This is a genomic window from Pantoea sp. X-Soil-YNGN-844 (assembly GCF_059730595.1).
The window spans coordinates 183,253-205,150 of the sequence record NZ_AP036008.1 but is presented as its reverse complement, the minus strand read 5'-3'; the positions used below and the strand labels follow the sequence as shown (position 1 = coordinate 205,150).

At 51.0% G+C, this 21,898-nt stretch carries 22 protein-coding genes; 11 read left to right on the top strand and 11 right to left on the bottom strand.

What is annotated here, in order from left to right; translation table 11 throughout:
* Positions 1-148: 148 nt before the first annotated feature.
* The gene (locus AC6I8C_RS19795) at positions 149-1,108 is read right to left on the bottom strand and encodes a LysR family transcriptional regulator (RefSeq protein ID WP_419963273.1); all 960 of its coding nucleotides are present in this window, start codon (positions 1,106-1,108) and stop codon (positions 149-151) included.
* A gap of 303 nt (positions 1,109-1,411) precedes the next feature.
* On the opposite strand from AC6I8C_RS19795, the gene AC6I8C_RS19790 reads away from it, so the two are divergent.
* Positions 1,412-1,615, top strand: coding sequence for a hypothetical protein (locus tag AC6I8C_RS19790; protein ID WP_013196355.1), 204 nt, complete (start codon positions 1,412-1,414; stop codon positions 1,613-1,615).
* A 91-nt stretch (positions 1,616-1,706) separates the two neighbouring features.
* On the opposite strand, the gene AC6I8C_RS19785 is transcribed toward AC6I8C_RS19790, so the two are convergent.
* Both AC6I8C_RS19785 and cybB read right to left on the bottom strand, forming a co-directional pair.
* Positions 1,707-2,057 carry a DUF3147 family protein gene (locus AC6I8C_RS19785; RefSeq protein ID WP_497823525.1) on the bottom strand — a complete coding sequence of 117 codons (351 nt, stop codon included), beginning with the start codon at positions 2,055-2,057 and terminating at the stop codon, positions 1,707-1,709.
* An 85-nt stretch (positions 2,058-2,142) separates the two neighbouring features.
* Positions 2,143-2,667, bottom strand: a complete 525-nt coding sequence (cybB, locus tag AC6I8C_RS19780) for a cytochrome b561 (protein ID WP_497823524.1) — start codon at positions 2,665-2,667, stop codon at positions 2,143-2,145.
* A gap of 306 nt (positions 2,668-2,973) precedes the next feature.
* Here cybB and AC6I8C_RS19775 point away from each other — a divergent pair, with 306 nt between their 5' ends.
* Positions 2,974-3,432 (top strand): GNAT family N-acetyltransferase, encoded by a 459-nt coding sequence (locus tag AC6I8C_RS19775; protein ID WP_497823523.1) that lies wholly within the window; start codon positions 2,974-2,976, stop codon positions 3,430-3,432.
* A gap of 411 nt (positions 3,433-3,843) precedes the next feature.
* The gene (locus AC6I8C_RS19770; protein WP_497823522.1) at positions 3,844-4,191 is read left to right on the top strand and encodes a hypothetical protein; all 348 of its coding nucleotides are present in this window, start codon (positions 3,844-3,846) and stop codon (positions 4,189-4,191) included.
* Positions 4,192-4,576: 385 nt separating this feature from the next.
* Here AC6I8C_RS19770 and AC6I8C_RS19765 read toward each other — a convergent pair whose 3' ends face one another.
* Positions 4,577-5,920, bottom strand: coding sequence for an MFS transporter (locus AC6I8C_RS19765; protein WP_497823521.1), 1,344 nt, complete (start codon positions 5,918-5,920; stop codon positions 4,577-4,579).
* Between the two features lie 486 nt (positions 5,921-6,406).
* Positions 6,407-7,570: a mandelate racemase/muconate lactonizing enzyme family protein gene (locus tag AC6I8C_RS19760; RefSeq protein WP_497823520.1), complete on the bottom strand. Its 1,164-nt coding sequence runs from the start codon at positions 7,568-7,570 to the stop codon at positions 6,407-6,409.
* Between the two features lie 182 nt (positions 7,571-7,752).
* On the opposite strand from AC6I8C_RS19760, the gene AC6I8C_RS19755 reads away from it, so the two are divergent.
* Positions 7,753-8,679 carry a LysR family transcriptional regulator gene (locus AC6I8C_RS19755; protein WP_497823519.1) on the top strand — a complete coding sequence of 309 codons (927 nt, stop codon included), beginning with the start codon at positions 7,753-7,755 and terminating at the stop codon, positions 8,677-8,679.
* Positions 8,680-9,078: 399 nt separating this feature from the next.
* Here the strand turns inward: AC6I8C_RS19755 and AC6I8C_RS19750 are convergent, their stop codons facing one another.
* Entirely contained in the window at positions 9,079-9,456 is a 378-nt protein-coding gene (locus AC6I8C_RS19750; protein ID WP_497823756.1) for a YkvA family protein, read from the bottom strand.
* Between the two features lie 95 nt (positions 9,457-9,551).
* Positions 9,552-10,172 carry a TetR/AcrR family transcriptional regulator gene (locus AC6I8C_RS19745; protein WP_497823518.1) on the bottom strand — a complete coding sequence of 207 codons (621 nt, stop codon included), beginning with the start codon at positions 10,170-10,172 and terminating at the stop codon, positions 9,552-9,554.
* Between the two features lie 166 nt (positions 10,173-10,338).
* Here AC6I8C_RS19745 and AC6I8C_RS19740 point away from each other — a divergent pair, with 166 nt between their 5' ends.
* Positions 10,339-11,550, top strand: a complete 1,212-nt coding sequence (locus AC6I8C_RS19740) for an MFS transporter (RefSeq protein ID WP_497823517.1) — start codon at positions 10,339-10,341, stop codon at positions 11,548-11,550.
* Between the two features lie 265 nt (positions 11,551-11,815).
* Here AC6I8C_RS19740 and AC6I8C_RS19735 read toward each other — a convergent pair whose 3' ends face one another.
* On the bottom strand, positions 11,816-13,240 hold the full coding sequence (locus tag AC6I8C_RS19735; protein ID WP_497823516.1) for an alpha,alpha-trehalose-phosphate synthase (UDP-forming): 1,425 nt from the start codon (positions 13,238-13,240) through the stop codon (positions 11,816-11,818).
* A gap of 118 nt (positions 13,241-13,358) precedes the next feature.
* Positions 13,359-13,907, bottom strand: coding sequence for a GNAT family N-acetyltransferase (locus AC6I8C_RS19730; RefSeq protein ID WP_497823515.1), 549 nt, complete (start codon positions 13,905-13,907; stop codon positions 13,359-13,361).
* Between the two features lie 473 nt (positions 13,908-14,380).
* Between AC6I8C_RS19730 and AC6I8C_RS19725 the strand changes: the two genes are divergently transcribed.
* The 3 genes from AC6I8C_RS19725 to AC6I8C_RS19715 are packed head-to-tail and all read left to right on the top strand — an operon-like array spanning position 14,381 to position 17,002.
* Positions 14,381-14,680 carry a hypothetical protein gene (locus tag AC6I8C_RS19725; RefSeq protein WP_497823514.1) on the top strand — a complete coding sequence of 100 codons (300 nt, stop codon included), beginning with the start codon at positions 14,381-14,383 and terminating at the stop codon, positions 14,678-14,680.
* The gene (locus tag AC6I8C_RS19720; protein ID WP_497823755.1) at positions 14,677-15,609 is read left to right on the top strand and encodes an SMP-30/gluconolactonase/LRE family protein; all 933 of its coding nucleotides are present in this window, start codon (positions 14,677-14,679) and stop codon (positions 15,607-15,609) included. The genes AC6I8C_RS19725 and AC6I8C_RS19720 overlap by 4 nt, the downstream gene beginning before the upstream one ends.
* Before the next feature lie 37 nt (positions 15,610-15,646).
* Positions 15,647-17,002 carry an MFS transporter gene (locus AC6I8C_RS19715; RefSeq protein WP_497823513.1) on the top strand — a complete coding sequence of 452 codons (1,356 nt, stop codon included), beginning with the start codon at positions 15,647-15,649 and terminating at the stop codon, positions 17,000-17,002.
* 102 nt (positions 17,003-17,104) lie between these two features.
* On the opposite strand, the gene AC6I8C_RS19710 is transcribed toward AC6I8C_RS19715, so the two are convergent.
* Positions 17,105-18,061: a D-2-hydroxyacid dehydrogenase family protein gene (locus AC6I8C_RS19710; protein WP_497823512.1), complete on the bottom strand. Its 957-nt coding sequence runs from the start codon at positions 18,059-18,061 to the stop codon at positions 17,105-17,107.
* 530 nt (positions 18,062-18,591) lie between these two features.
* Here AC6I8C_RS19710 and AC6I8C_RS19705 point away from each other — a divergent pair.
* Positions 18,592-19,755 carry an EAL domain-containing protein gene (locus AC6I8C_RS19705; protein WP_497823511.1) on the top strand — a complete coding sequence of 388 codons (1,164 nt, stop codon included), beginning with the start codon at positions 18,592-18,594 and terminating at the stop codon, positions 19,753-19,755.
* Between the two features lie 80 nt (positions 19,756-19,835).
* Here AC6I8C_RS19705 and AC6I8C_RS19700 read toward each other — a convergent pair whose 3' ends face one another.
* Positions 19,836-20,516, bottom strand: coding sequence for an SOS response-associated peptidase family protein (locus tag AC6I8C_RS19700; protein ID WP_497823510.1), 681 nt, complete (start codon positions 20,514-20,516; stop codon positions 19,836-19,838).
* 342 nt (positions 20,517-20,858) lie between these two features.
* On the opposite strand from AC6I8C_RS19700, the gene AC6I8C_RS19695 reads away from it, so the two are divergent.
* The gene (locus AC6I8C_RS19695) at positions 20,859-21,104 is read left to right on the top strand and encodes a hypothetical protein (protein ID WP_147788798.1); all 246 of its coding nucleotides are present in this window, start codon (positions 20,859-20,861) and stop codon (positions 21,102-21,104) included.
* 229 nt (positions 21,105-21,333) lie between these two features.
* A complete protein-coding gene (locus AC6I8C_RS19690) occupies positions 21,334-21,897 on the top strand; it encodes a TetR/AcrR family transcriptional regulator (protein ID WP_497823509.1) in 564 nt (187 codons plus the stop codon).
* Position 21,898 lies beyond the last annotated feature (1 nt).

Below are 21,898 nucleotides of genomic sequence, written 5' to 3'. Positions count from 1 at the left end.
CTTATATCTTATGCCGGATAGGTTATAAGTATTGAAAATGAAGGTTTTTACCGCGGCGGGGCCGGTCGGGCCTTAATGCCAGGCTCACAGAATTCATCGAGACGGGCGGGCATCTCCCTGCAGAGTGACGGTGACCTGCAAGCCGGTATCACTCCTGGTTGATGATGCGCATAATTCGCGGATGTTCACTGGCTGTCAGACGTTCAAACCCGGGCAACAGTTGCGCGGCGGCCTCCGCCAGCGCGTCCACCAGCGCCTGCACGGCGCTGGAGATCTGTCGGCCCTGGGGGGTGATAACGCCAAAAAAGTAAGGTATGTCTTCCTGAATCGGGCGGATCGCTACACCGGCCAGCGGCATCCCCCAGCCCGTAACCGGTTCGAGGATCGCCACGCCTAATCCGGCCCGCACGCAGCCCAGAATATTCGCCGATGAGTTGGTCTCGATGGTTTCCAGCAGCGGCGCTTTGACCTTTTTCAGCGCTTTTTCATAGCGTCCACGTAAGCGCTGCGGACTCCAGGGTGCAATTAAACGGCGGCCTGCCAGCTGGCTCAGCGATAGCTCACTGTTCGCCGCCAGTTCATCGTCCTCCGGCAGCGCAACCACGCACTGCGACTGCCCAATCCAGTGCAACTCGACCGCGTGATGCTCCAGCGGCAAGCTGCATAACCCGATGTCAGCCTCTGCGGTGATCACCGCATGCGCTGTCTGTACGGCGGATTCACTGATGATTTGCACTTTGTTTTGCAGATTCAGCGCGGCCAGCGCCTGCGGCAACAAACCGGCAGCCAGCGCGGGCGTCGCAGCAATGCTGAGTGGGCGATGCTGCTGATGCGCGATCTCCTGCGCGCGTAAGCGAATCTGTTGCAATGACAGCAGCGCTTTTTGCACATACTGATGCAGCTGCAACGCCTCTTCTGACGGATGAATGCGCGGACCGTTGCGAATAAACAGCGGGTAACCCAACGACTGCTCTAATTCCTGAATCAGGCGGGAAACGGCAGGCTGTGAGCGGTTAAGCGCTTTGGCCGCTGCAGTGACGCTGCCCGCAGAAATTACGGCCGAGAAAGCTTCCAGCTGACGTAAATCGAGGTCATTTAACAAGGTCATCGCGAGGGTACTTCCCTAAGTCATTGATCGCTCCCGATAATCACCCGGGAAAAAATCCATCATAGAGAGAGTCTGGCAAATTAGCCACAGCGAAAAAGCGCGAAGCCATCGGCTTTTATGACGGCATAACGCGACCGCACGACGGGCGCACGTCTCCCGGCATCCGCCAGTTATTACATCCCAAATCGGAACCCGCTAATCCACTGAGCCAGGTGACATTTTCAGTCCAGGCTAGAATTCACCAGGTAAGCGTCAGCATAAAACCGGGTTAACGGCGCGGCTCATCACAAAGAGGACGGAAATATGAAATTCGGTGTGATATTCGAAGATACGGGCGTTGAAGAGGAACATGATTTTGATTCCAAACCCGTTGCGGGCGATTTAGTGACATTAACGCGCGACGGAGTTGGCAAAGATTATATTGTTATCATCGAGCCTGACCCGGACCATACCCATGACGACGGGCGTGACGGGCATCCGACGAAGGCCAGAGTCCGGCCCGCGTAGTGGATGTTAAGATGATTTTAACCGCCCGGCGAGGCGGTTTTTTTATTGCCGGCTCTCATGAGGTCGTCTTGCTTACTTTAGCGGCATAACGCTACATCAGCACGATACCGAAGCGTTTCAGAAGCAAAGCCCAGAGTGCGAAAAGCAGGATAGTGATAGCGCAGGAAATGATCAGCGTCAGCCAGAAGCCGGTGCGCTGATAGAGAAAGGGGAACAGAATAAACATGGGCAGTGTCGGCACCACATACCAGAAGGTGTACCAGGCATGAGCACTGATTTTTGCCTGTGTCTGCCCTTCCACCTTCATCCAGATAAGCACCAGTACGGTGACCAGCGGTAAGGCGGCAAGTAAGCCGCCCAGGCGATCGCTACGTTTAGCCGCTTCTGAAATCAGCACGACCATAAAAGCCGTGATAGCATATTTCGATATCAGCCAGAGCATGATTGTCCTCAATATTCCTGTTCATCCGACACCTGAGTGTCGGACCATTTACGATCGTCCCGCTCCGGGATTTCAGCAGACGCAGTTACGGCATCATCCTGCGCAGCGTGTCATCTTTCAGAAAATAGTGATGGAACAGCGCCGCCAGCGCATGCAGACCAATTAACCAGTATCCGAGCGGGGCCAGCGTTTCGTGCCAGTCAATCAGCATACTGGCAGTGACGGGGTCGGGCGATGTCGCCACGGGCATATTGATCCCAAACAGGGCCCACTCTTTTCCACGCAGGTAACGCGAGCTCAGTCCGAGAACCGGTAAGACTACAAACAGCGCATAAATCAGCGTGTGCACCAGATGTGAAAGACCCGTCTGCCAGCGCGCCACGGGCGGCGTAATCGGCGGAGTTACAGAACGGGTACGCAGCCAGAGGCGGGCTATCATCAGGATCATGACGCAGAAGCCTGCGGAAAAGTGGGTGATCATCACCGCATTTCGCTGCCAGGTTCCCTTCTCTGCCATCCAGCGCAGCTCGATAGTAGCGTAGGCGACGATAATCAGTAAGACCGTCAGCCAGTGGAAAAGAATTTGCGAACCCCGATATTTCTTCAGCATAGATAAACTTCCGTCACTATTTTTTTGCGTCACTATACCAGTTAATTATTAGATGTTTATTAGGCGTTTACTGGATCATTATGACAGACCATGCCGCTTAAACACTGAGGCTGATGCAGGCTAATCTGCCTCAAAATGAATGCAACGCAGAGTCAGCATGCCGGCACAGCGAAGGGTGCGGTTTGAGGCTGAATAACGCTGGGACATTTTACAACACCCTGCAGGGGGCGATTCAGTCAAAGGCATTCAATATTACCGAAAAGTCGTGATAGATTTATCGCCTGGAAGATAAATCACGGGTGATCAATGTTTTACATTTCGGAAGTAAACAAAAGTGATTCTGAATTGAGTTGTCTGGTGAATGAACTCGATATTTTTTTAGCAGAACTTTATCCCGCCGAGAGTAATCATTCGCTGGACTTATCAACCGTCAGTGATGAAAACCTCCGTTGTCTGATGGTCAGAGATAAAGAAGGTGTTCCAGCGGGCTGTGGTGCTGTGCTCTTTCAGAAAGCTGGCTTTGGTGAAATTAAGCGCGTTTATATCCGCCCTGAGTTCAGAGGCCGTAAGCTGGGAGAACTTATCGTCGGGTCTCTGGAGCAGCTTGCGCGGGATAATCGGTGCCATCAGTTACGACTGGAAACGGGCATTCATCAACAACCTGCTATAGCACTCTATCGCAGATGCGGATATGAGGTTTGTGACCCTTTCCCCCCTTACCTTGCAGACCCACTGAGCATTTTCATGCGGAAGATTATCCAGTGAATCGCGGAAGCATATCAGGCTTTTAGTTCATTGCTTCTTTAGCATTCAGCGCTGCGGGTATAAGAAGTTTATGATTTAACCCAGCGATAAATCTTAAACTTAACCTAAGGTTCATCCTGTAAAATGACGAAAGCACGCAGCTGACACGCTGTGTGCTGCTATAAATACACTCCGCACTGGAACGGTTAGCCGGCCCTGTGAGAAAGTTTCTTTAAGTCAAATCCGCACCCTGCCGCCAAGATCCGCTTGCGCTTCGCTTAACTTTAGTACCAGCCTAAATAAGAGTAAAAATAACGCGCGTTATCGTAACCTTAGAACTCTACATTTCTCATGCAAAAACAGTAACTTCTCCTCTCATTAGAGTTCGCCTATGCTGGCTGCTCACTACATTTTGCGTCAGAGGGATTTGCTATGTTTAATGTGCCCGCAACCTACAGTGCAGAGGCTGTTGAGTGCCTTTACGAAGTTATCGACATACTCAACCTGAACGGCGCACGATGCCACGTTATCTTTGACAGTCAGGCGCCCCGCGCCGCAGTGATCGAGGCAGATACAACAGAGCAACTCGGCGAAATGCGCCACCCTGTGCTGGCTGTGCTGGAGATGGAGCGCGTCACCAGCATTAATACCCTGTTGCGTATTAAATCGTTCTGGACAGATTCAGCCGGTGCTCACCCTGAAATAGCGTCAGGCAACCTGGCGAACGCGTTATATAAGGCGCTGACGATGAAGAAACATATTACGCTGGTGGGATTGTAAAGCTGGCTAAAGCCCGTGCGGTGCGGGCTTTTTCATTCAGATGATGGTTCATCCTGCTCTTTTAAACCCCAGCAATAATTTCTGACTGTCCTGAGTTCATCGTTCCAATAAATGAAACTATTCCGGACGCTCTATTCAGAGCGTACGAAAATAAAAACCGGTCACCCGCTTCGTTATTCAGCGTTTGCTATCATCTATTCCTCAGGTACTTCTTGTGCCCTTAACAGTGGGCGATATCAGCTCAGTTTACTCATCATTTGCACCACCGGAATATTAATCTCAGGGATGAGGCTGGTCATCCCGCAGTTTTAAATATCAGGACAAATGCCGATCCGGGCATTGTGACGGGTTATGTGTCCGAAACGCTTAAGCTGACACAGCAATGTTATTGACGAGTGGATATGACTTTCCGGGAAGAAACAGAGAATGCCTGTTTGATGTCCAGAATGCGTTCATCACGACCCACGGCCAGGGCAAACAGCATGCCACCCACGATTGAAAAAAGCCCCAGAACGCCCCATGCGAGTGTCATATCATTACCGCCTCCCAGATGCTTGAGGTATCCGGCAACGAGTGGCCCGCCAAATTGTCCAATGAAATTGCTGCATGCCCCAACGAATGCCACCGCAGGAACCGCTTTCTTTGTCGGAAGAATCTCAGTCAGCCGGACGTAAACCAGCGGAACGAGCATCTTCATCGTCAGGCCAACAAACATGAATAAAATTATCTGAGCCCAGTAATAAGAAAGTGGTACAAAAGCGGCAGCTAATAAACCAGCACCACAGAGTATGGTGGGAATAGCCGCATGCAGACGTCTCTCCTGGTTGTACTTATCTGAACGCCGGGTGATATACAGGATACCCAGCATAGTCATCAGGAACGGCATCCCGCTGATAAGTCCAACCATAAATTCACTGAGCGTTCCGTATCCTTTGAGTGCAGTAGGCAGCCAGAGCGTAAAGCCATAGGCCAGCATGCTATGAAGTGAATAGCCGATCAGCATTAGCCAGAGTGCAGGTATTCTGAGAATAGTCCACCAGGGATCCGATTTCTCTTTCATGTAGTCTGACTGTTCGGCAGCGAGGTTATTCTGGATATGTTCCCGGTCTTCGGTGCTTAGCCAGCTTGCGGCCTGAATACTCCTGGGTACCAGATAAAACCAGATGAGGCAGAATAGCCAGGCCGGAGCCCCTTCAATCACCATCATCATGCGCCAGTTATGATGTGCAAGGATCCAGCCGGATATCGGACCGGCCAGAAAAGCGCCCGCACCCAGACTAAGATTCCAGATACCGAATGCACGTCCCCGTTCAGACTTCATAAACCACTGCGCCAGGAACATTGCCGTAGCGGCCTGAATCGGGCCTTCAGCCACGCCCAGTAAGAAACGGATCGCAACCAGTTCACCGAAGTTGCGCGTCAAACCAGTGAGCATTGCACAGGCGCCAAACAGAAACAGACTGATGCCTATTATTTTGCGCGATCCAAAACGAAGAGCCAGCCATCCGGCGGAAAACTGCGTGGCAACATAGCCCCATGCGAATGCACCACCTAGCCAGCCCGCCTCCACAGGGCTAAGGCCCATTTCGAAAGTAATATGGGGCAACGCCATGCTGATGTTTACCCGGTCAAAAAATGAAATGGTATACATGATGAACACGGCTGGTAATATTATTGTCCAGCGTTTCTTTCCGATAAGTGCATTACCTTTGAGAGTATTTTCGTTCATATTAACTTCCTCATTTAAAACGATGCAGGGGGAGGAATGCCGATTTAAATTTCTTATAAATATTATTAAAAATAGATTTAATGATTAAACTATGTTGTAAAGCAAAGATGAGCAGCATTAAGAGCGCAGCAGCGGACAGAGATATCTGGCCCAACTGAATTAACGTTCAATTCAGCACCCATGCTATTTCAGAAAAAGATAACGTACTTCTCCGCATCTTTAATTCCCGGGTAACGTGAATGCAAAAAATTCAGGGCGCTGGGTTATAGTTATTCGCGAAACAAATGCATCATGATGAATTAATACCCGGAAACCGTAATAACATTACATTATGATTTAAACGCATTAACCCTATTTCATTTCAGGATGGTATAACTTTTCCAGCATTTATGACTTGATAACTTAAAGTTATATTTTTTGAGAAAAGCCCCTCATTATATCAGAGAGGCAAGTTGACATTTATTAGGCCAGAATATCAGTATTAAATTATTCAGCCAGCATCCGCATTTCTTTGATCAGCTCTGATTTTCCTTCGAAACCAATGCCCGGCAGTTCCGGCATAATGATATGGCCATCTTCGACTTTAACCGAGTCCGGGAAACCGCCATACGGCTGGAACAGATCAGGATAGCTTTCGTTACCGCCCAGACTGAGGCCGGCGGCAATGTTCAGGGACATCTGGTGGCCGCCATGAGGAATGCAGCGTGATGGTGACCAGCCAAACTGCTCAAGCACATCAAGCGTACGCAAATACTCAACCAGACCGTAGGAGAGCGCGCAATCAAACTGCAGGTAGTCGCGATCCGGACGCATACCACCATACCGCAACAGGTTACGCGCATCCTGATGAGAAAAAAGATTTTCACCCGTTGCCATTGAGCCTGGATAGAATTCGGACAAGGCTGCCTGCAGAGAGTAATCAAGGGGATCCCCGACTTCCTCATACCAGAAGAGTGGGAATTCGCGCAGCATTCTTGCGTAAGCAATGCCGGTTTCCACATCAAAGCGTCCATTAGCATCAACGGCAAGACGCGCTTCGCTGCCGATTTCTTCCAGTACCGCTTCGATACGTCGGCGATCTTCTTCCAGAGACGCACCACCGATTTTCATTTTCACAACGTTATAGCCGCGATTCAGGTAACCGCGCATTTCCTGGCGCAGCGCGCCCAGGTCTTTACCTGGATAGTAGTAGCCCCCTGCCGCATAAACGAAAACGCGTGGATTGGCCTCAACGCCCTTCATTTCAGCCAGCAGCCGGAAAAGTGGCTTATTAGCAATTTTCGCCGTTGCATCCCAGATGGCCATGTCCAGTGTACCCACCGCAACTGAACGCTCACCATGACCACCGGGCTTTTCGTTACTCATCATCGTGGCCCAGATTTTATGCGGATCCAGGTTGTTGCCTTTGGCATTCAGCAAGCTATCGGGCGCGGCCTCCAGAATACGATTACGGAAACGTTCCCGGATCAGGCCGCCCTGGCCATAACGCCCGTTAGAGTTGAAGCCATAACCCACTACGCGGCGCCCGTCTACTTCGACGTCTGTTACAACAGCGACCAGGCTTGTCGTCATCTTGCTGAAATCGATGTAAGCGTTACGAATAGGGGAAGCAATGGGTTTGGTAATTTCTACAACGTCGAGGATACGCATGTTCTCTCCGGCAATTCTCAGTCAACGACTGATTAACGTAAATACCTACGCATTCTGTTGTGTCATGCCATCTGGTTATAGGCATAATACAGTTGCGTAGTGTTAAAGGACCTGATTGTCCTGTCAGCTATTATCCTAAGCAGTTGATTGTTTCCGTTCTAATGCCAAAGAGGCAGTCTGTAATGCAAAATCGGCATCACTTAGAATTAACCTGGCTTGAAGACTGTGTTGCGCTGGCACAATCACTTAATTTTTCCCGTGCGGCAGCTTCACGATATGTGACGCAGCCTGCATTCAGCAGAAGAATAGTCTCGCTTGAAGAGTGGCTTGGAACGCCAATTTTTGAAAGAAACCGTCGTGGCGTGAGTCTGACGCGCGCCGGAGAGGTTTTCGTTAAGCAGGTCCCGGAACTGATTCGTGCGCTTTACACCCTGAGAAGTGAATCTATTGAGGCGGCGGGAGAAACCAGACCGGATGTTATTTTTTCCGCCACGCACGCACTGTCATTTTCTTTTTTTCCGGCGTTGATGCGAAACAACGAAAAAATTGCCCGTTTCGGATCTTTCCGCCTCTTATCTGACTCACTGAGTGCCTGCGAGCGCATGATTCAAAAGGGGGATGCGCAGTTTCTGCTCTGTTATTACCATCCTCACATGCACATCAATCTTGATCAGTCGAAATATCTCAGTGTCCGGCTTGGACGGGAAGTTTTACAGCCCTATTCAAAATGCGATCCCGTTACGCGTGAGCCACTATTTCATGCATCAGGCGCCAGAAAATTTCCTTTCCTTTCCTATTCTGCTGAATCCGGCCTTGGCAGAATCCTTTCTAACACCTCACAGGTGAATCGAGCCAGACGCGGGATGGATGTTGCTTTCACAGCCGATCTTGCTGCCACATTAATCGCCATGGTTAAAGCCGGAGACGGCATAGCCTGGCTGCCGGAAACACTGGCGATTCAGGATGTGGATGCTGGTTTAATTGCCGCTGCAGCAAAGAAGGAAAGCGCGCTTTGGGTTCCTGTAGAGATCAGGCTGTTCAGGCCCGCGGCGAGAATGTCCCGGGCTGTCGAAGCATTGTGGGAAATATTCACAGACGGCCAAATCTGACCGGCAATAACGTTTAAGATGAGCGGATGCCCTTACATGAAACTCAGAAAATAAGGAAAACTATAGACTGACAATATATTCGCTTTTCTGTATCGGCTGGTGGTTTTGACTTTAGCACCAGTAAAATAGTGCACATCTCTCTTTATCCCGAATGCGGTCATTCACACTGCTGTGGACATCAAAAGAGGTCAACGTGATTAAGCATGACAAATTTGCTCAGCAGAAAAATGCTGGTTTTTATCAGGCGCTGGCAGGGATATAGCGGCTTCTGTCGTGAATACTATCAGAGCACTGTTAGTATGACGGACACTAAATACGTGTCATCAGGACCGCTTTCATCATTGCGCGATAACAGACAGATGCTAATTATTTACTTTTTATGTGTTCATCTACTCCGCTTCAGGCAAATGCCCTGACCAGTAGCACGGCGCAAATCACCCATATCAGGATAAATACCCCTGCCGTTATGCGACTGACCGGAAGTCTGCTGGCCTGCGCTGCGGTTTCCCGATGCTCACGCATGACTTCGGCGGGAATAAGACGCAACATCAGCATGATGCCCAATGGCACGATGATCAGGTCATCAAGATAGCCGATGATGGGAATGAAGTCGGGAATCAAATCGATGGGGGAAACAGCATAGGCAGCGACAATCAGCGCCAGCACTTTAGCCAGCAACGGCGTCCGGGAATCGCGGGCGGCAAGCCATACCGCCTGTACATCCCGTTTAATATTTTTCGCCCACGTTCGGGCGACAGCGATAAATCTGATTGTTATCAGGGTGCTTTCCCTTAGTCAGGGCAATCGGCTTTACGCATCTGCATCGCTGCACCTTTGATACCCGCGCTGCGTGCTGAATACGATCTTACTCATCAATTCTTAGCATCAGGGATATTTGCATCCCACAATTTCATCACGGCTGATACCGCCGCATCCAGCTCTTCACCGCTTGCCCCATCCCGGGCTTCCGTTGACAGGCCGAGTTCAAAACTGTGGAGAGTGATGGCCAGCGCCCGCACGTTTGTATCGGCAGAAAGCTGTCCCGCCTCTTTCGCTCTGGTGACGCATCGCAAAAATCCCGCCCTTGTCCGTTCGCGTTGCACCGCCAGAATTTTACGGATGTGATCATTCACGGGTGAACAGGTATTTACGGACAACGCAATCAGGCAGCCGCTGGGATGTCCCGGTTCTGTCTGCATTTTTGCCGAACGGCGTAATGCCAGTTCAACAGCTTCACGAGGTTCAGGCGTGTCATCCCACAGGCAATCGTTAACCTGGCCGTAAGTCGACGCATAGCATTCAACCACTTCTTCAAACAGCGCCTCTTTTGAACCAAACGCAGCGTAAAAACTCGGTGCAGTAATACCGTTACCGAGGTTCGACTTGAGCATGGCAAGCGAGGTGGACTCGTAGCCATACTGCCAGAAAAGGGTCATCGCCTGACGAATTGCCTCATCACGATCAAATCTCCGTGGACGTCCCATCTGAGCCATGTCCGCTCCTGTTTGTACGTGTCAGATATAAATACTAATCGATACATATGTACTTGACAAGGTTCAGGCCGGCCTATAGCTTCAGATATATACCAATCGATACATTAATCAGAAAATCTTTTGCCATAAGGGTTTTCGCGCTATCAACGATTTAAAAGAGGCTCACGTGCACACCACTTCAGAATTCAGTGAAACCACCACTCAGCGGGGTCTGCCTCTGGCTTCCCTGCTGGCCTTTGCCATGACAGGCTTTATTGCCATCCTGACAGAGACACTGCCGGCAGGTCTGCTTCCGGAAATCGGAGAAGGCCTGGGGGTTACCCAGGTGATGGCGGGCCAGCTGGTCAGTATTTATGCGCTGGGATCGCTGCTTGCGGCGATCCCGTTAACGGTGCTGACCAGTGGATGGCGGCGTAAAAAAGTGCTGCTGCTTGCCGTCGGCACTTTTTTGATTTTCAACACCATTACTACCCTGTCATCCAGTTACTGGCTAACGATGGCGGCCCGTTTTATGTCGGGTGTGGCAGCCGGACTGGCATGGGGGATCCTGGCGGGCTATGCGCGCCGCCTCGTTCCTGCTGCGTTACAGGGTCGCGCACTGGCTATTGCTATGGTGGGTATTCCTGTTGCTCTGTCACTGGGTACACCGGCAGGCGCATGGCTGGGCAGCCTGATGGGATGGAGAGTGCCCTTTGGGATCATGGCAGCCCTGGCCGTGATTCTGTTTATCTGGACATGGATCGTGGTGCCTGACCTGCCCGGGCAACAGACTGGCCGTCGCCTCCCTGTGTGGAAAGTTTTCCTGATGCCCGGCGTCACACCCGTTCTGGCGGTTATCTTTCTGTGGATGACGGCGCACAACATTCTTTACACCTTTATCGGCCCGTTCCTGCAGCTGTCGGGACTGGCTGCAAACGTGGGGCTTATCCTGCTCGTTTTTGGCATTGCGGCACTTATCGGCATCTGGATTACCGGAATGCTGGTGGATCGCCATCTGCGCAATCTGGTTCTGCTCAGCCTTGCGGCTCTGGCGGTTGTCTCTGTGGTGCTTGCAGCAGGCATGCGGGAGCAGGCTGTTGTCTTTCTGGCCGTTATCGTCTGGGGATGGTCGTTTGGCGGCGCGTCAACCCAGATGCAGACCGCCGCCGCCGACTCGGCGGGCAATCATGTTGATGTCGTTCAGGCGATGGTAACAACCGCATGGAATCTGGCCATTTCCAGCGGTGGCGTCGCTGGCGGGCTGCTGCTCAATAATGCCGGTGCTGAATCATTCCCCTGGGCGCTTCTGGCCTTTATGGCTGTTGCGTTTGTCATCGCCTGGCGTGCGAAAAAGCACGCTTTCAGGCCCGGCGCCAGAGGCGGTTCAGTGAAGTCGTAACCGCGTAAGTTGTCTGAAATCACGCAACTCTTTCACCTGCTTTGCAATCTGCGACAGGGATGTCCGCCTGAAAACGCTGAACAAAATGGCGTTCTTGCATCGCAATGCGATGAGCTGCTTTGCCTGAAACGGATTAATAAAACAGGTCACTTTTATTTCAGGAACACGTCTAAGGACATCACCTTTTGACTGTCATCGGTGACGCTCACTTTTTTACGTCCGAAGATCGGGTCACTGAAGTGCCAGTTTTATGAAATCTGACAACTCAGTACCTCGCGCGGCTACTACTCAGTCGTGGAAAAGCCGCCTGCGGCGGCAACGCTTCCGGATCAGCAGGCACGTTGTTCAGCATCCGCAAAAATGACGCAGCCCAGTGATGGCTGTTGTGCGTATGCAGGCCTTTTATCAGACGGGCGTGCAGACAGCGCCGTTCGTGTAACGGCATCTGCAGGGCGCGATGGACCGCACTGGCCATAGCGTCAGGATCATAAGGATTAACGATGATAGCACCTTCCATCTGCCCGGCGGCACCGGCAAACTGCGACAGGATTAGCACCCCGGGATTTTTCGGGTCCTGCAGTGCGACGTACATTTTGGCCATCAGGCTCATGCCCGCCATGAGCGGCGTGACCAGCGCAACGCGTGAGGCACGATAGATACCGGCCTGCTCTTCCCGGCTGTAAGCGTGAGTCAGATAGTTCACCGGATACCAGTTCATGGTGCCATGCACACCATTAAGTTCTCCACATAGCGCTTCCAGAGCGTGACCGAGTTGTAACGCATCATGTGCGTGTCCGGCTGCCGGCGGCGCAAGCTGCAACAGCGTGATATTTTTCTGGTAGCAATCATGCCTCCGCAGTAGCACCTCCAGCGTGCTGATTCGATAAGGCAGTCCTGAACTCTCATCGAGATGGCCGCCGCTCAGTACGCTATTTTCGGGCAGACTTTCGCGGCACTGCATCTCCATAAAGGCGCAGCTGTTACTCTCGCGCAACGACTCAACATCGTCGAGGTCGATCCCGACCGGGAACACACCAATGTTGATAATCCGGCCATGAATACGAAAGCTGTGCGCTTCCAGCCGCTCCAGCCGGAATCCGCTCTCCAGCCAGACGAGGAAGTTATTCATATCCTGCACGGTCTGAAAGCCAATCAGGTCACAACTCAACAGCGACTCTGTAAACCAGCGCCACTCGGGTATGGTTTCAAACATTCTGCCAGCCGGGAAAGGCTGATGCAGAAAGATGCCGACTGAATTGGGCAGGCCCTCTTCGCGGATGTAGCGGGCACAGCCCAGCAGGTGATAATCCTGAATCCAGATAACATCGTCTGGTGTGGCATTTTCGCAGATGGCCCGCGCATAGGCTTTATTAATGTTTTTATATTCCTGAAAGCCATTGGTTGAAAAACGGGCCATATCCGGACGCTGGTGGAAAACAGGCCAGAGCCCTTTATGAATGTAATTATGGTATCCCTCATTAAGCTCGCCCAGCGTATAGGGGAAGCTCACGGTTTCATACCGATCGTGCTGCTTCGCAACATAGCCTCTTGACGCATCCTGAGAGATAACCGTGCTTTCACCATTCCAGCTAATCCAGAGGCCGCCCAGCCGGGAGAGTATCCCGTCATAAACTGCAGTAAGCGTCGAGCGTTGCGATTGATTATGAGAAACAAGGATAAGGCCTGACATGGTGTGTTCCCTGATTGAAGGCTGTGGACAGGCGATCAAGCCTGGTAGCCTGCGGCTGTTAAGCTGAGGTCGGATGATAAACTGGAGAAAACCGCTCATGAGTGCGTGCCCTGTCCGCTTAATGCCTGCTGGCGCTTCTGGCGCAGATTGAATCATTAACCCCATCGTGCAGAGTCGTCACCCAGACGCCAGGCTGTGAGGGAAAGGCGATGAATCCGTTGCGTTCAAAAAAATCCGGCACGGGTTCACCCATTGCAATAATACGGCGGCAGCCTCTGGCGCCAGGATGAGAAAGACAGCAGTGCAGCAGCCATGATCCAAGCCCGACAAAGCGATACTCCGGCGAGATAAACAGATTCCGGATTACCCAGGTTTCAGCCATGTCAGTTACAACACGGGCAAAACCGATTTGTCGGCCATTACGATAAAGTCCGAAGCACAGGCTGTTGTTGAGGGCCAGAATCAGCGCGCGGCTGTCGGGGATCGTTGTGCCCAGCCATTGCGCAATCAGGCGATAGTTCAGCAGTGACGGATCGGTACTGGCCTCAATGGCATCCCGGAACCACTTGCGGGGCGAAATGAGGCGAAGGCGCTGCTGCTCAGCAAGATCGGCTAATGCCGCCTCGCGGCAGCCCGGTATGGACCAGGGCTTAGTGATGCTTTTCATTCACGGCTTTCCGGTAAGAGGCGCGTCAGCGCCCGGTGCCGTTAATTAAACCGGGAGGCCCGTAAAAATGGCGTAAAAAGAGGCTGGTGAAGTGTAAAAACGCTGCAAAACAACTGCCGCCATGGCATTAGCGGGCGAGTACGGCGCGAAAATCAGCGCTGGATGGTAGCGAGCTAACCTGGCACTGGCCTGCATCTGCCTCTCTCAGCAAAAGTATTATTCAGAGAAGCCTGTTTAAACGGGTATAAACAAAAGGCACTAAAGGTTTTAAGGCAATGGCTGCTGGCAGAAATGCATCGGGGAACATAACTCTACTCAACCTGATCCTTAATTCTCTGAGCGGCCCTGAGTGTCCTCCCGAAGAAAAGCCTTCTTCTTTATTGCATTATTTTCTTCTGCCTGAGCCAGCTCTGCCCGAATTGTGAGTCACATCTTGTTTACATAACAAACAAGCTCGCAACACTAGCGTCATCATGAAAATCACGGATATAGTAATTTCATCATGTACAACAGAGTTTTATCCTGTAAAACCTGAAGCGAGGCGCAATATGTTTGCTGATGAGAAATCCCTGATTAATCGAAAGCTTACGCCAGGCAGTGATGATTATGCTGTGCGTCCTGCAAGCCTTAAGACCCCTGGGGCTACTGATATGGCGGACAGAGGAAGCACACATCACAGCGGTATCAGGTTATCAGACGCCCCGTTGAAACCAGGTAATCTGTCAGGAACAGATCTATGTAATGGAATAGCTAAAGAGGAAGTCATTTTATAATCACCCTGACGCCTGCAGATGTCAGGCAGACATCGATTTTTACCCGCCTGCCTGACCGTTTTCGCTTACCGGATAGCAACAATGTCTGGGCCGTCGCGAATCGCGGGGGACAACTTACCGACTCGTTCCTTGAAGGGCCGGTCTGGCATCCTTCAGGCTGTCTGTATCTGACCGATATTCCTTATGGCCGCATATTCCGGGTTGATATGACAGGTAACTGGGCGCTCGTCGTGCAATATGACGGCGAACCTAATGGCATGAAACTCGCCGATCCGGATACGCTTTTGATTACGGATTATCGTCATGGGATCATGAAACTCTGCCTCAAAACCCAGAGCGTGTCGCCGTGGCTGGCTCGCCGTAATAGCGAGAGTTTCTGTGGTGTTAACGATTTAACCACCGACAGCCAGGGGAACCTCTATTTCACCGATCAGGGGCAAACAGGGCTACACGATCCCACCGGTCGTGTTTACCGGCTGAGCCAGGACGGACGACTGGATATGCTGCTGGATAACTGCCCAAGCCCGAATGGGCTGGTTCTGTCCCCGGACGAAAAAGTACTTTACGTCGCGATGACGCGCGGCAATGCCATCTGGCGCGTACCGCTTCAGCGTGATGGTTCAGTCAGCAAAGTCAGTCAGTATTTTACCTCACACGGTCCCAGCGGCCCTGATGGACTGGCTATGAACGCCAATGGCGAGTTGCTGATAGCCAACCCGGGCCTGGGACGCATCTGGCTGCTTAACGATCTGGCAGAGCCCGCAGAAATTCTCACCAGCCCCGCCGGGCGCTCCACGACCAACCTCTGCTTTGGTGGCGAAAGCCTGCAACAGCTTTTTATTACCGAGTCGGTCAGCGGCAGCATTCTTACCTGCCCGATGAAAACACGCGGTCACCCATTGCCCTTTATTTCCACCGAATTTCTTTGAGAATCATTCTGCGTTTCTGAACGCAGCGGAGGCACCCATGAATCTGCAATCTGTAAGCGCTGACTCACCTGTTAAGACGGAAGCCGTGTCTGAATCCCGTGATGCAATGAATCAAATCGATTTTGACCAAAGTGAACGGGCGGCAGGTAAAGCGTTCCGCCGTATCCTGCCGTTTATTTTCATCTGTTATGTTGTGAGTTATCTGGATCGCACCAACGTGAGCTTCGCTGCTCTCGGCATGAATGCCGATCTGGGGATTACAGCTGAACAGTTCGGGTTCGGAGCCGGAATGTTTTTTATCGGCTATTTCCTGTTTGAGGTGCCAAGTAACCTCATCATGCAAAAGGTGGGCGCACGTATCTGGATCGCCCGCATTATGATCTCATGGGGAATTATCTCCATGGCGACCGCCTTCGTCACCGGGCCCACTAGCTTCGCCTTTGCCCGTTTTTGTCTGGGGGTGGCCGAAGCCGGATTTACACCCGGTATCTATCTGTTCTTCACCTACTGGTTTCCCGGAACCTGGCGCGCAAAGATTACGGCAGCCTTTTTAGTGGGTATCCCTGTCGCGAATATCATCGGCGCGCCGTTATCCGGGATGTTGATGCAAATCACCGGGCATGAGCATATCCGTAACTGGCAGTGGTTGCTGGTGCTGGAAGGTTTCCCCGCGGTTATCCTGGGCATTATCTGCCTGTTCTATCTGAACGACCGTCCGGCAAAGGCAAACTGGTTAACTGATGCGGAAAAAACATTGCTGACCAGGCGCCTGGAGAATGAGCAGCAGAAAATTGAGAGGGCGCACGGTTCCAGTATGCGTGATGCGCTGCGTAATCCCCTGCTTTACCTGCTGGCCTTTATTAACTTCTGCGGCATTGTCGGTTCTATCGGCGTGGGCCTTTGGATGCCGCAGATCATTAAGCAGATGGGCGTCAGTCATACCGCCACCGGTTTCCTGACCGCGTTACCTTATATCTGTGGCGCGGTCGGAATGCTGCTCTGGGCACAGCGGGCCAATGCATCCGGCAACCGCATTCGGTGGATCAGCGCGGCGCTGATTATTGCTGCTGTTGCACTGGCGTCGAGTGCCATCGTGGATCAACCGGTCATCAAGATGATTGCGCTCTGTTTCACCGTGAGCGGCATTCTGGCTTTCCAGGCTTCATTCTGGGCGCTGCCTTCCGGTTTTCTGACAGGAAGCGCAGCCGCAGGCGGATTAGCGATGATTGTCTCTGTCGGAAACCTGGGCGGTTTTGTCGGGCCGTCCCTTATTGGCTACATCCGGCAGTCAAGCGGCGAGTTTATGTGGGCGCTGCTGGCGGTTTCCGCCGTGTTACTGGCTGGCGCGCTTGCCGTAGCATTGGTTAAAGATCCTTATCGCAAAGACATGTGAGATGGAAGTGAAGGCGCTCAGGCGCCTTTTCTATTTACTTATTTATCTGGCCAGGAGCTTGCATCTGGCTAAGAGGTTGCGCCCTGAAGTCTCGCAAAGGAGTCAGAAATTAATCACATGCGACCTGTCACCGCTAAAATAACGCACAACATTATCAAATGCCGTTCTGAAATAGAGCGCATAGCTGGCCTTCTCCACATATCCCAGGTGCGGCGTACAAAGTACATTCGGCATCTGCAGGTAAGGATGCCGGGTGTTGTAGATCGGTTCCTCTTCATAAACATCCAGTGCCGCAAATCCAGGCCGCCCCTGTGTCAGGGCATTGTGCAACGCGCCGCCATAAACCAGTTCAGCCCGGCTGGTATTCACGAATAACGCATCAGTTTTCATCAACGCGAGATCGTTTGCCGTGATGTTGCCCTGCGTCGCAGCCACCAGCCGCTGGTGCACGGTTAACACATCGCTGGTGGCGAAAAATTGCTCACGGCTTTCGGGAACCGTCCATCCGTCTGCTCGTGCCTCTTCCTGCGCACGGCGACTTCCCCATACCTGCACCTGCATGCCAAAAACGGCGGCATAGGAAGCAAGACGTTTACCAATTTTTCCATAGCCCAGAATGCCGATGACCTGATTGTGAACCGCAGATCCGATTTCTGTTTGCCAGTGCCCTTCGGCCATTGCATTGACCGACGAGACAAATTTTCGGCGGGATGCCATGATCAATAACCAGGTTAACTCCGCAGGAGCAACCGGAGAACCCGTGCCTTCTACAAGGGCAACACCTGCCCGTGTACAGGCATCAATGTCAACATTTCTCGCCAGCTTACCCGTCTGACTGATTAATTTAAGGTGTGGCGTGCGTTGCAGAAAGGCCTCATCAATCACAGTCCTTTCGCGGATAAGTATTAATGCTTCAGCCGATGACAGCTGTGCATCTGCCATCGGATCCCTGCTGATATCGCCCATTGCAGCGCAGTGAAAGTTGTTATCACTATGGAGAAAATCCAGTTTTTGAGTGGCAAACTGATAATCATCTGGAATAACGATATGAATGGTCATTAAGAAACCTCATTATTTGACAGGTGTGCACACATTGAAACTTCAATGATTAAAACCTTTATCTGTTTTACGATTTTGTAACTCATTACCTTTTCTAATATTCAATGTCAGCCTGCATCGTTATTTACCCTGTTTATGATCAAGACCATTACAGTTAACTTTTCCCCACCAGATCCTTATTCATCTGCTATAAGCTAAGCGACCATTTTGAATGCGGGTCAATACTGCATCGATGTCATGCTGTTACGATGTAATGAAAAGTAACTCCAGGCCGATAACGATAGTGAGTAAGTCGTCTTACTCGCCAGCATAAGATATGAACACACAGCGAATGTAATAAAATATTGCCAAATTAAACATTAAGCCAGCATTGAGATGAGCCGCCTTATAAAACTGATTATCATAATGATTATGCTGAAAAAAAGATTAAACCAGTATGCGACTGTCGACAGAGTTCGCTGAGTTTATAAAGCCTGTGTTGCAGAGACACTTTTTTAACAGGCTGAAAATTATGTATCTACGGGAATGAAATGAAACCTGGTGTCAAGAATGATGAAACGCGCGAACTTTTGCAGCAGCGTATTAAGCTGGGCGAGTTTCACCCGTTTTTTCAGCCTATAGTTTCCCTGGAAGATTTGCGCGTGATGGGTTTTGAGATGCTTGCGCGGCACATATCCCCGGAGGGTATCGTTACGCCTCCTTCTGACTTCATCCCTGCTATGGAGCGAAGTGGTCTGCTCGATGAGCTGATGTTCAGCCTTATGGCACAGGGTTTCAAAGTTGCTGCCACATGGCCAGAACAGCAGTTTTTATCAATGAACGTTTCTCCTTCACAGCTTGATGGCAGGTATCTTACTGAAATAATAAGGAATACAGCCCGTGAATTTCAGTTCGATCTCGCAAGGCTGAAGATTGAAATTACTGAAACAGCTCTGTTAAATGATATCAATACCGCCCGGACAGAGATTGAAGCGTTGTCGGGTATGGGCTGTACGATTGCAATGGATGATTTTGGAACAGGCTATTCCAGCCTCGCCTGGCTGATTCAGTTACCGGTTAACACGCTTAAAATTGACAGCAGTTTTATTCGCTCCATGCTGCACAAAAAGGACAGCCGCAAAATCATCTCCAGCGTCGCCGGTCTGGGCCGGAGCCTTGATATGGATGTGATCGCGGAGGGCGTAGAAACCGAAGAACAGGCTGAAATGCTACGGGGGATAGGTTGCCTCTATGCGCAGGGCTATTTGTTCGGTAAGCCTGTTTCAGGAGCGGAAAGCTGCCGGATGCTCAATGCGATACCGCACAAGGGATCTCTGCGACGGGTTGCGCGTCTTTCCCTCGATCAGCGAGCACATCAGATTTCATCCATGTATGCGATTCCCGGCACGTCCATTTGCTTTCTTAATCCGGAATTAGTCATCGTTGATGCAAGCGACACGTTTGCCGAACGGGTCGGCTGGGCTCCGCAGGATCTTATCCATAAATATATTTATGAAGTTATTCCGTCACAGGCGGAAAAACTACTCTGGCTACAGGAATTCCGATTGAAAGGACTCCCTTATCCACCTTATGAGGTTGTGCTACCCGACGGATCGTCCGATCTGGTCATGGTGACCCGGGTGGAAGATGAGGCCAAGGATTTACTGGGCTTTTGCGTATTCGGTGTGAAGATGAGCGACCGAAAGCGCCATTAAACTCAGCGTTTTTTTCAGGGTGATGACTATCATCAGCGCTCAACATTAGCAGCCTACGTTGTGTATATCTCACCTGCGCTTCATGTGCCTTCAGGATTTATCTCTTTGATAAGCGTCTCGCCCTGATTATGGATGTTCCCGACTTTGGCTGAAACAGGGTGCCAGGTGAAATCCTTCTCGGGTAATGCGGCTGCATGGGCAATGTCCTGCGCCCGCTGGGATGAGGTTTCAACACTGAGCCACTCCCGAACCGCATCCGCCCGTAAAACCAGTGGCCGGCGGTCATGAATATCGACCATGCCTTTATTGCTCGCTGCAGTGACGATAACAAATCCCTCCTGTCCATGGTCCTTACCGTAAGGCGCCCGGCCAATGGCGGCAAAAAACAGCGGTTCCTTTTCTTTGTGATGAATAAAGTATGGCTGTTTCCTGTCACCCTCACGCTTCCACTCATACCAGCCATCGGCAGGAACAATGGCGCGTCCCCGATCCCACAGCGGTTTAAACATACGGCCGGTTGGAGCTGTTTCAATCCGGGCATTGATTAGCGGCTGCTTATTCCACCACTCAGGACCGTAGCCCCAGTAAACCGGGTCCAGGTGAAATTCATCGTCCCGCTCATTGAGCAGCAGCACGTTGGTACCTGGCGCAACGTTGAAACGCCCTATCGGCTCCGGATCATAAATGATTTCATCGGGCTTCAGTCCCAGAGAATCGAAGTAGTCGTCCCGGCTACTGTACTGCGCAAACCGTCCACACATAGGCACCTCCTGGCATAAGGATAGTCTGGTGTTGATTAAGTCATGATCAAAATATTCACTTTCTGGCTGAAGATATCGCGCCAGCTGTCGAGAATGTAGTAAAGGAAACGAAGAGAACCGAATAATCCGGGCTGCGAGGTGTTTAGCTTTGCTGATGGCCAGCCAGGTTACCCAAATGGCCTCTCTGCCCCGGAAGCAATTATCGATTGCTGATCCTGTCGTAAGAAGAACGACGTTGAATCGATGTTATTGAGCAACTGCAATGTACGGCCCGTCATTAAGGAGCTGTGTGATTTCGGTTATTAGTAAAAGCGTGATATTTAACCACCAGGAAAATAACTAATGAGCCTCGTTTATATACCTGCCCTCATTCCACTCTTGTTGAACAAAGAGAATGAGAAAGGAAGCCCGCTTACAGAGGAGGAAGTCAGCAGCATTAAAGATAGTGCCACCTGTATTGAAGTGGCGCGTGATGTTGCTTTTACAATGGCGGAATGCCGCGGTTACTTTGATATCAACCCAGAAAAATGCTGGGATGAATGGAGAGCGTACCGGAGTGAGCGACTGCATCAGAGTGGTCACCGCTAAATCACATTCATCCCCGGCATTCGCTTTTGAGGGATAAATGCCTGAAACAGACCTGGCTAATGCCGTGTTGATCGCATCGCCGTAATAGCCGATTCCTGCTGATTATCAGGCTCTGCGCGTAACGTGCACATACGGATAGCGGCAGGCCATGCGGGAGCCGGGAACGTCGACGTATAGCCATGCTAAGTGAAAGGAGGTAGAGTAATATTTTTATAATGTGAGTGTTATTATGAATCGTAGCGAGGAAATTCTTGAGGCAGCAGAATACTGCATGCGACAGAAAGGCTTTTATCAGACATCGGTTCAGAATATAGCCCGACAGGCAAATGTCAGCGTCGGTCTGATTTATAAATATTATAAAAATAAAGAAGCGATTATCGAAGCACTGATTAAAAACGTGGTGCAACGGATGATTGATTCACTCAAAGAGGCTCTCGACAATCTTGCTCATGCAGGGAAAGTCGCTCATTCTGCGCACGGCGTTGTGTCAGTCGACGTTGAAAAAAGCATTGTACTGCTTATTGATATATCTGCAGAAGCCACACGTAATGAGCGGATCCGTCAGATTATTTCCGATGCCTGGCAGACGTTAAAGGAGAACTTTATTACACAGGAGCAGGCGCTTAATCCGTCGATGGATGCTGAGATTATCCAGACACGCTTGTATATTATGTCACTGATCATAGACGGTATGACTATTCGCCGCTATATGAAACAGCGTGAAATCGATGGCCGCGTGATGTTATTCCTGGATGTCATCAGTCATGACATTAATCAGAACGGTGTCGCCTGAC

Coding starts and splice junctions, on each gene's coding strand:
- AC6I8C_RS19795 (WP_419963273.1), bottom strand. CDS start 1,108: ATGACCTTGTTAAATGACCTCGATTTACGTCAGCTGGAAGCTTTCTCG.
- AC6I8C_RS19790 (WP_013196355.1), top strand. CDS start 1,412: ATGAAATTCGGTGTGATATTCGAAGATACGGGCGTTGAAGAGGAACAT.
- AC6I8C_RS19785 (WP_497823525.1), bottom strand. CDS start 2,057: ATGCTCTGGCTGATATCGAAATATGCTATCACGGCTTTTATGGTCGTG.
- cybB (WP_497823524.1), bottom strand. CDS start 2,667: ATGCTGAAGAAATATCGGGGTTCGCAAATTCTTTTCCACTGGCTGACG.
- AC6I8C_RS19775 (WP_497823523.1), top strand. CDS start 2,974: ATGTTTTACATTTCGGAAGTAAACAAAAGTGATTCTGAATTGAGTTGT.
- AC6I8C_RS19770 (WP_497823522.1), top strand. CDS start 3,844: ATGTTTAATGTGCCCGCAACCTACAGTGCAGAGGCTGTTGAGTGCCTT.
- AC6I8C_RS19765 (WP_497823521.1), bottom strand. CDS start 5,920: ATGAACGAAAATACTCTCAAAGGTAATGCACTTATCGGAAAGAAACGC.
- AC6I8C_RS19760 (WP_497823520.1), bottom strand. CDS start 7,570: ATGCGTATCCTCGACGTTGTAGAAATTACCAAACCCATTGCTTCCCCT.
- AC6I8C_RS19755 (WP_497823519.1), top strand. CDS start 7,753: ATGCAAAATCGGCATCACTTAGAATTAACCTGGCTTGAAGACTGTGTT.
- AC6I8C_RS19745 (WP_497823518.1), bottom strand. CDS start 10,172: ATGGCTCAGATGGGACGTCCACGGAGATTTGATCGTGATGAGGCAATT.
- AC6I8C_RS19735 (WP_497823516.1), bottom strand. CDS start 13,240: ATGTCAGGCCTTATCCTTGTTTCTCATAATCAATCGCAACGCTCGACG.
- AC6I8C_RS19730 (WP_497823515.1), bottom strand. CDS start 13,907: ATGAAAAGCATCACTAAGCCCTGGTCCATACCGGGCTGCCGCGAGGCG.
- AC6I8C_RS19725 (WP_497823514.1), top strand. CDS start 14,381: ATGAAAATCACGGATATAGTAATTTCATCATGTACAACAGAGTTTTAT.
- AC6I8C_RS19715 (WP_497823513.1), top strand. CDS start 15,647: ATGAATCTGCAATCTGTAAGCGCTGACTCACCTGTTAAGACGGAAGCC.
- AC6I8C_RS19710 (WP_497823512.1), bottom strand. CDS start 18,061: ATGACCATTCATATCGTTATTCCAGATGATTATCAGTTTGCCACTCAA.
- AC6I8C_RS19705 (WP_497823511.1), top strand. CDS start 18,592: ATGAAACCTGGTGTCAAGAATGATGAAACGCGCGAACTTTTGCAGCAG.
- AC6I8C_RS19700 (WP_497823510.1), bottom strand. CDS start 20,516: ATGTGTGGACGGTTTGCGCAGTACAGTAGCCGGGACGACTACTTCGAT.
- AC6I8C_RS19695 (WP_147788798.1), top strand. CDS start 20,859: ATGAGCCTCGTTTATATACCTGCCCTCATTCCACTCTTGTTGAACAAA.
- AC6I8C_RS19690 (WP_497823509.1), top strand. CDS start 21,334: ATGAATCGTAGCGAGGAAATTCTTGAGGCAGCAGAATACTGCATGCGA.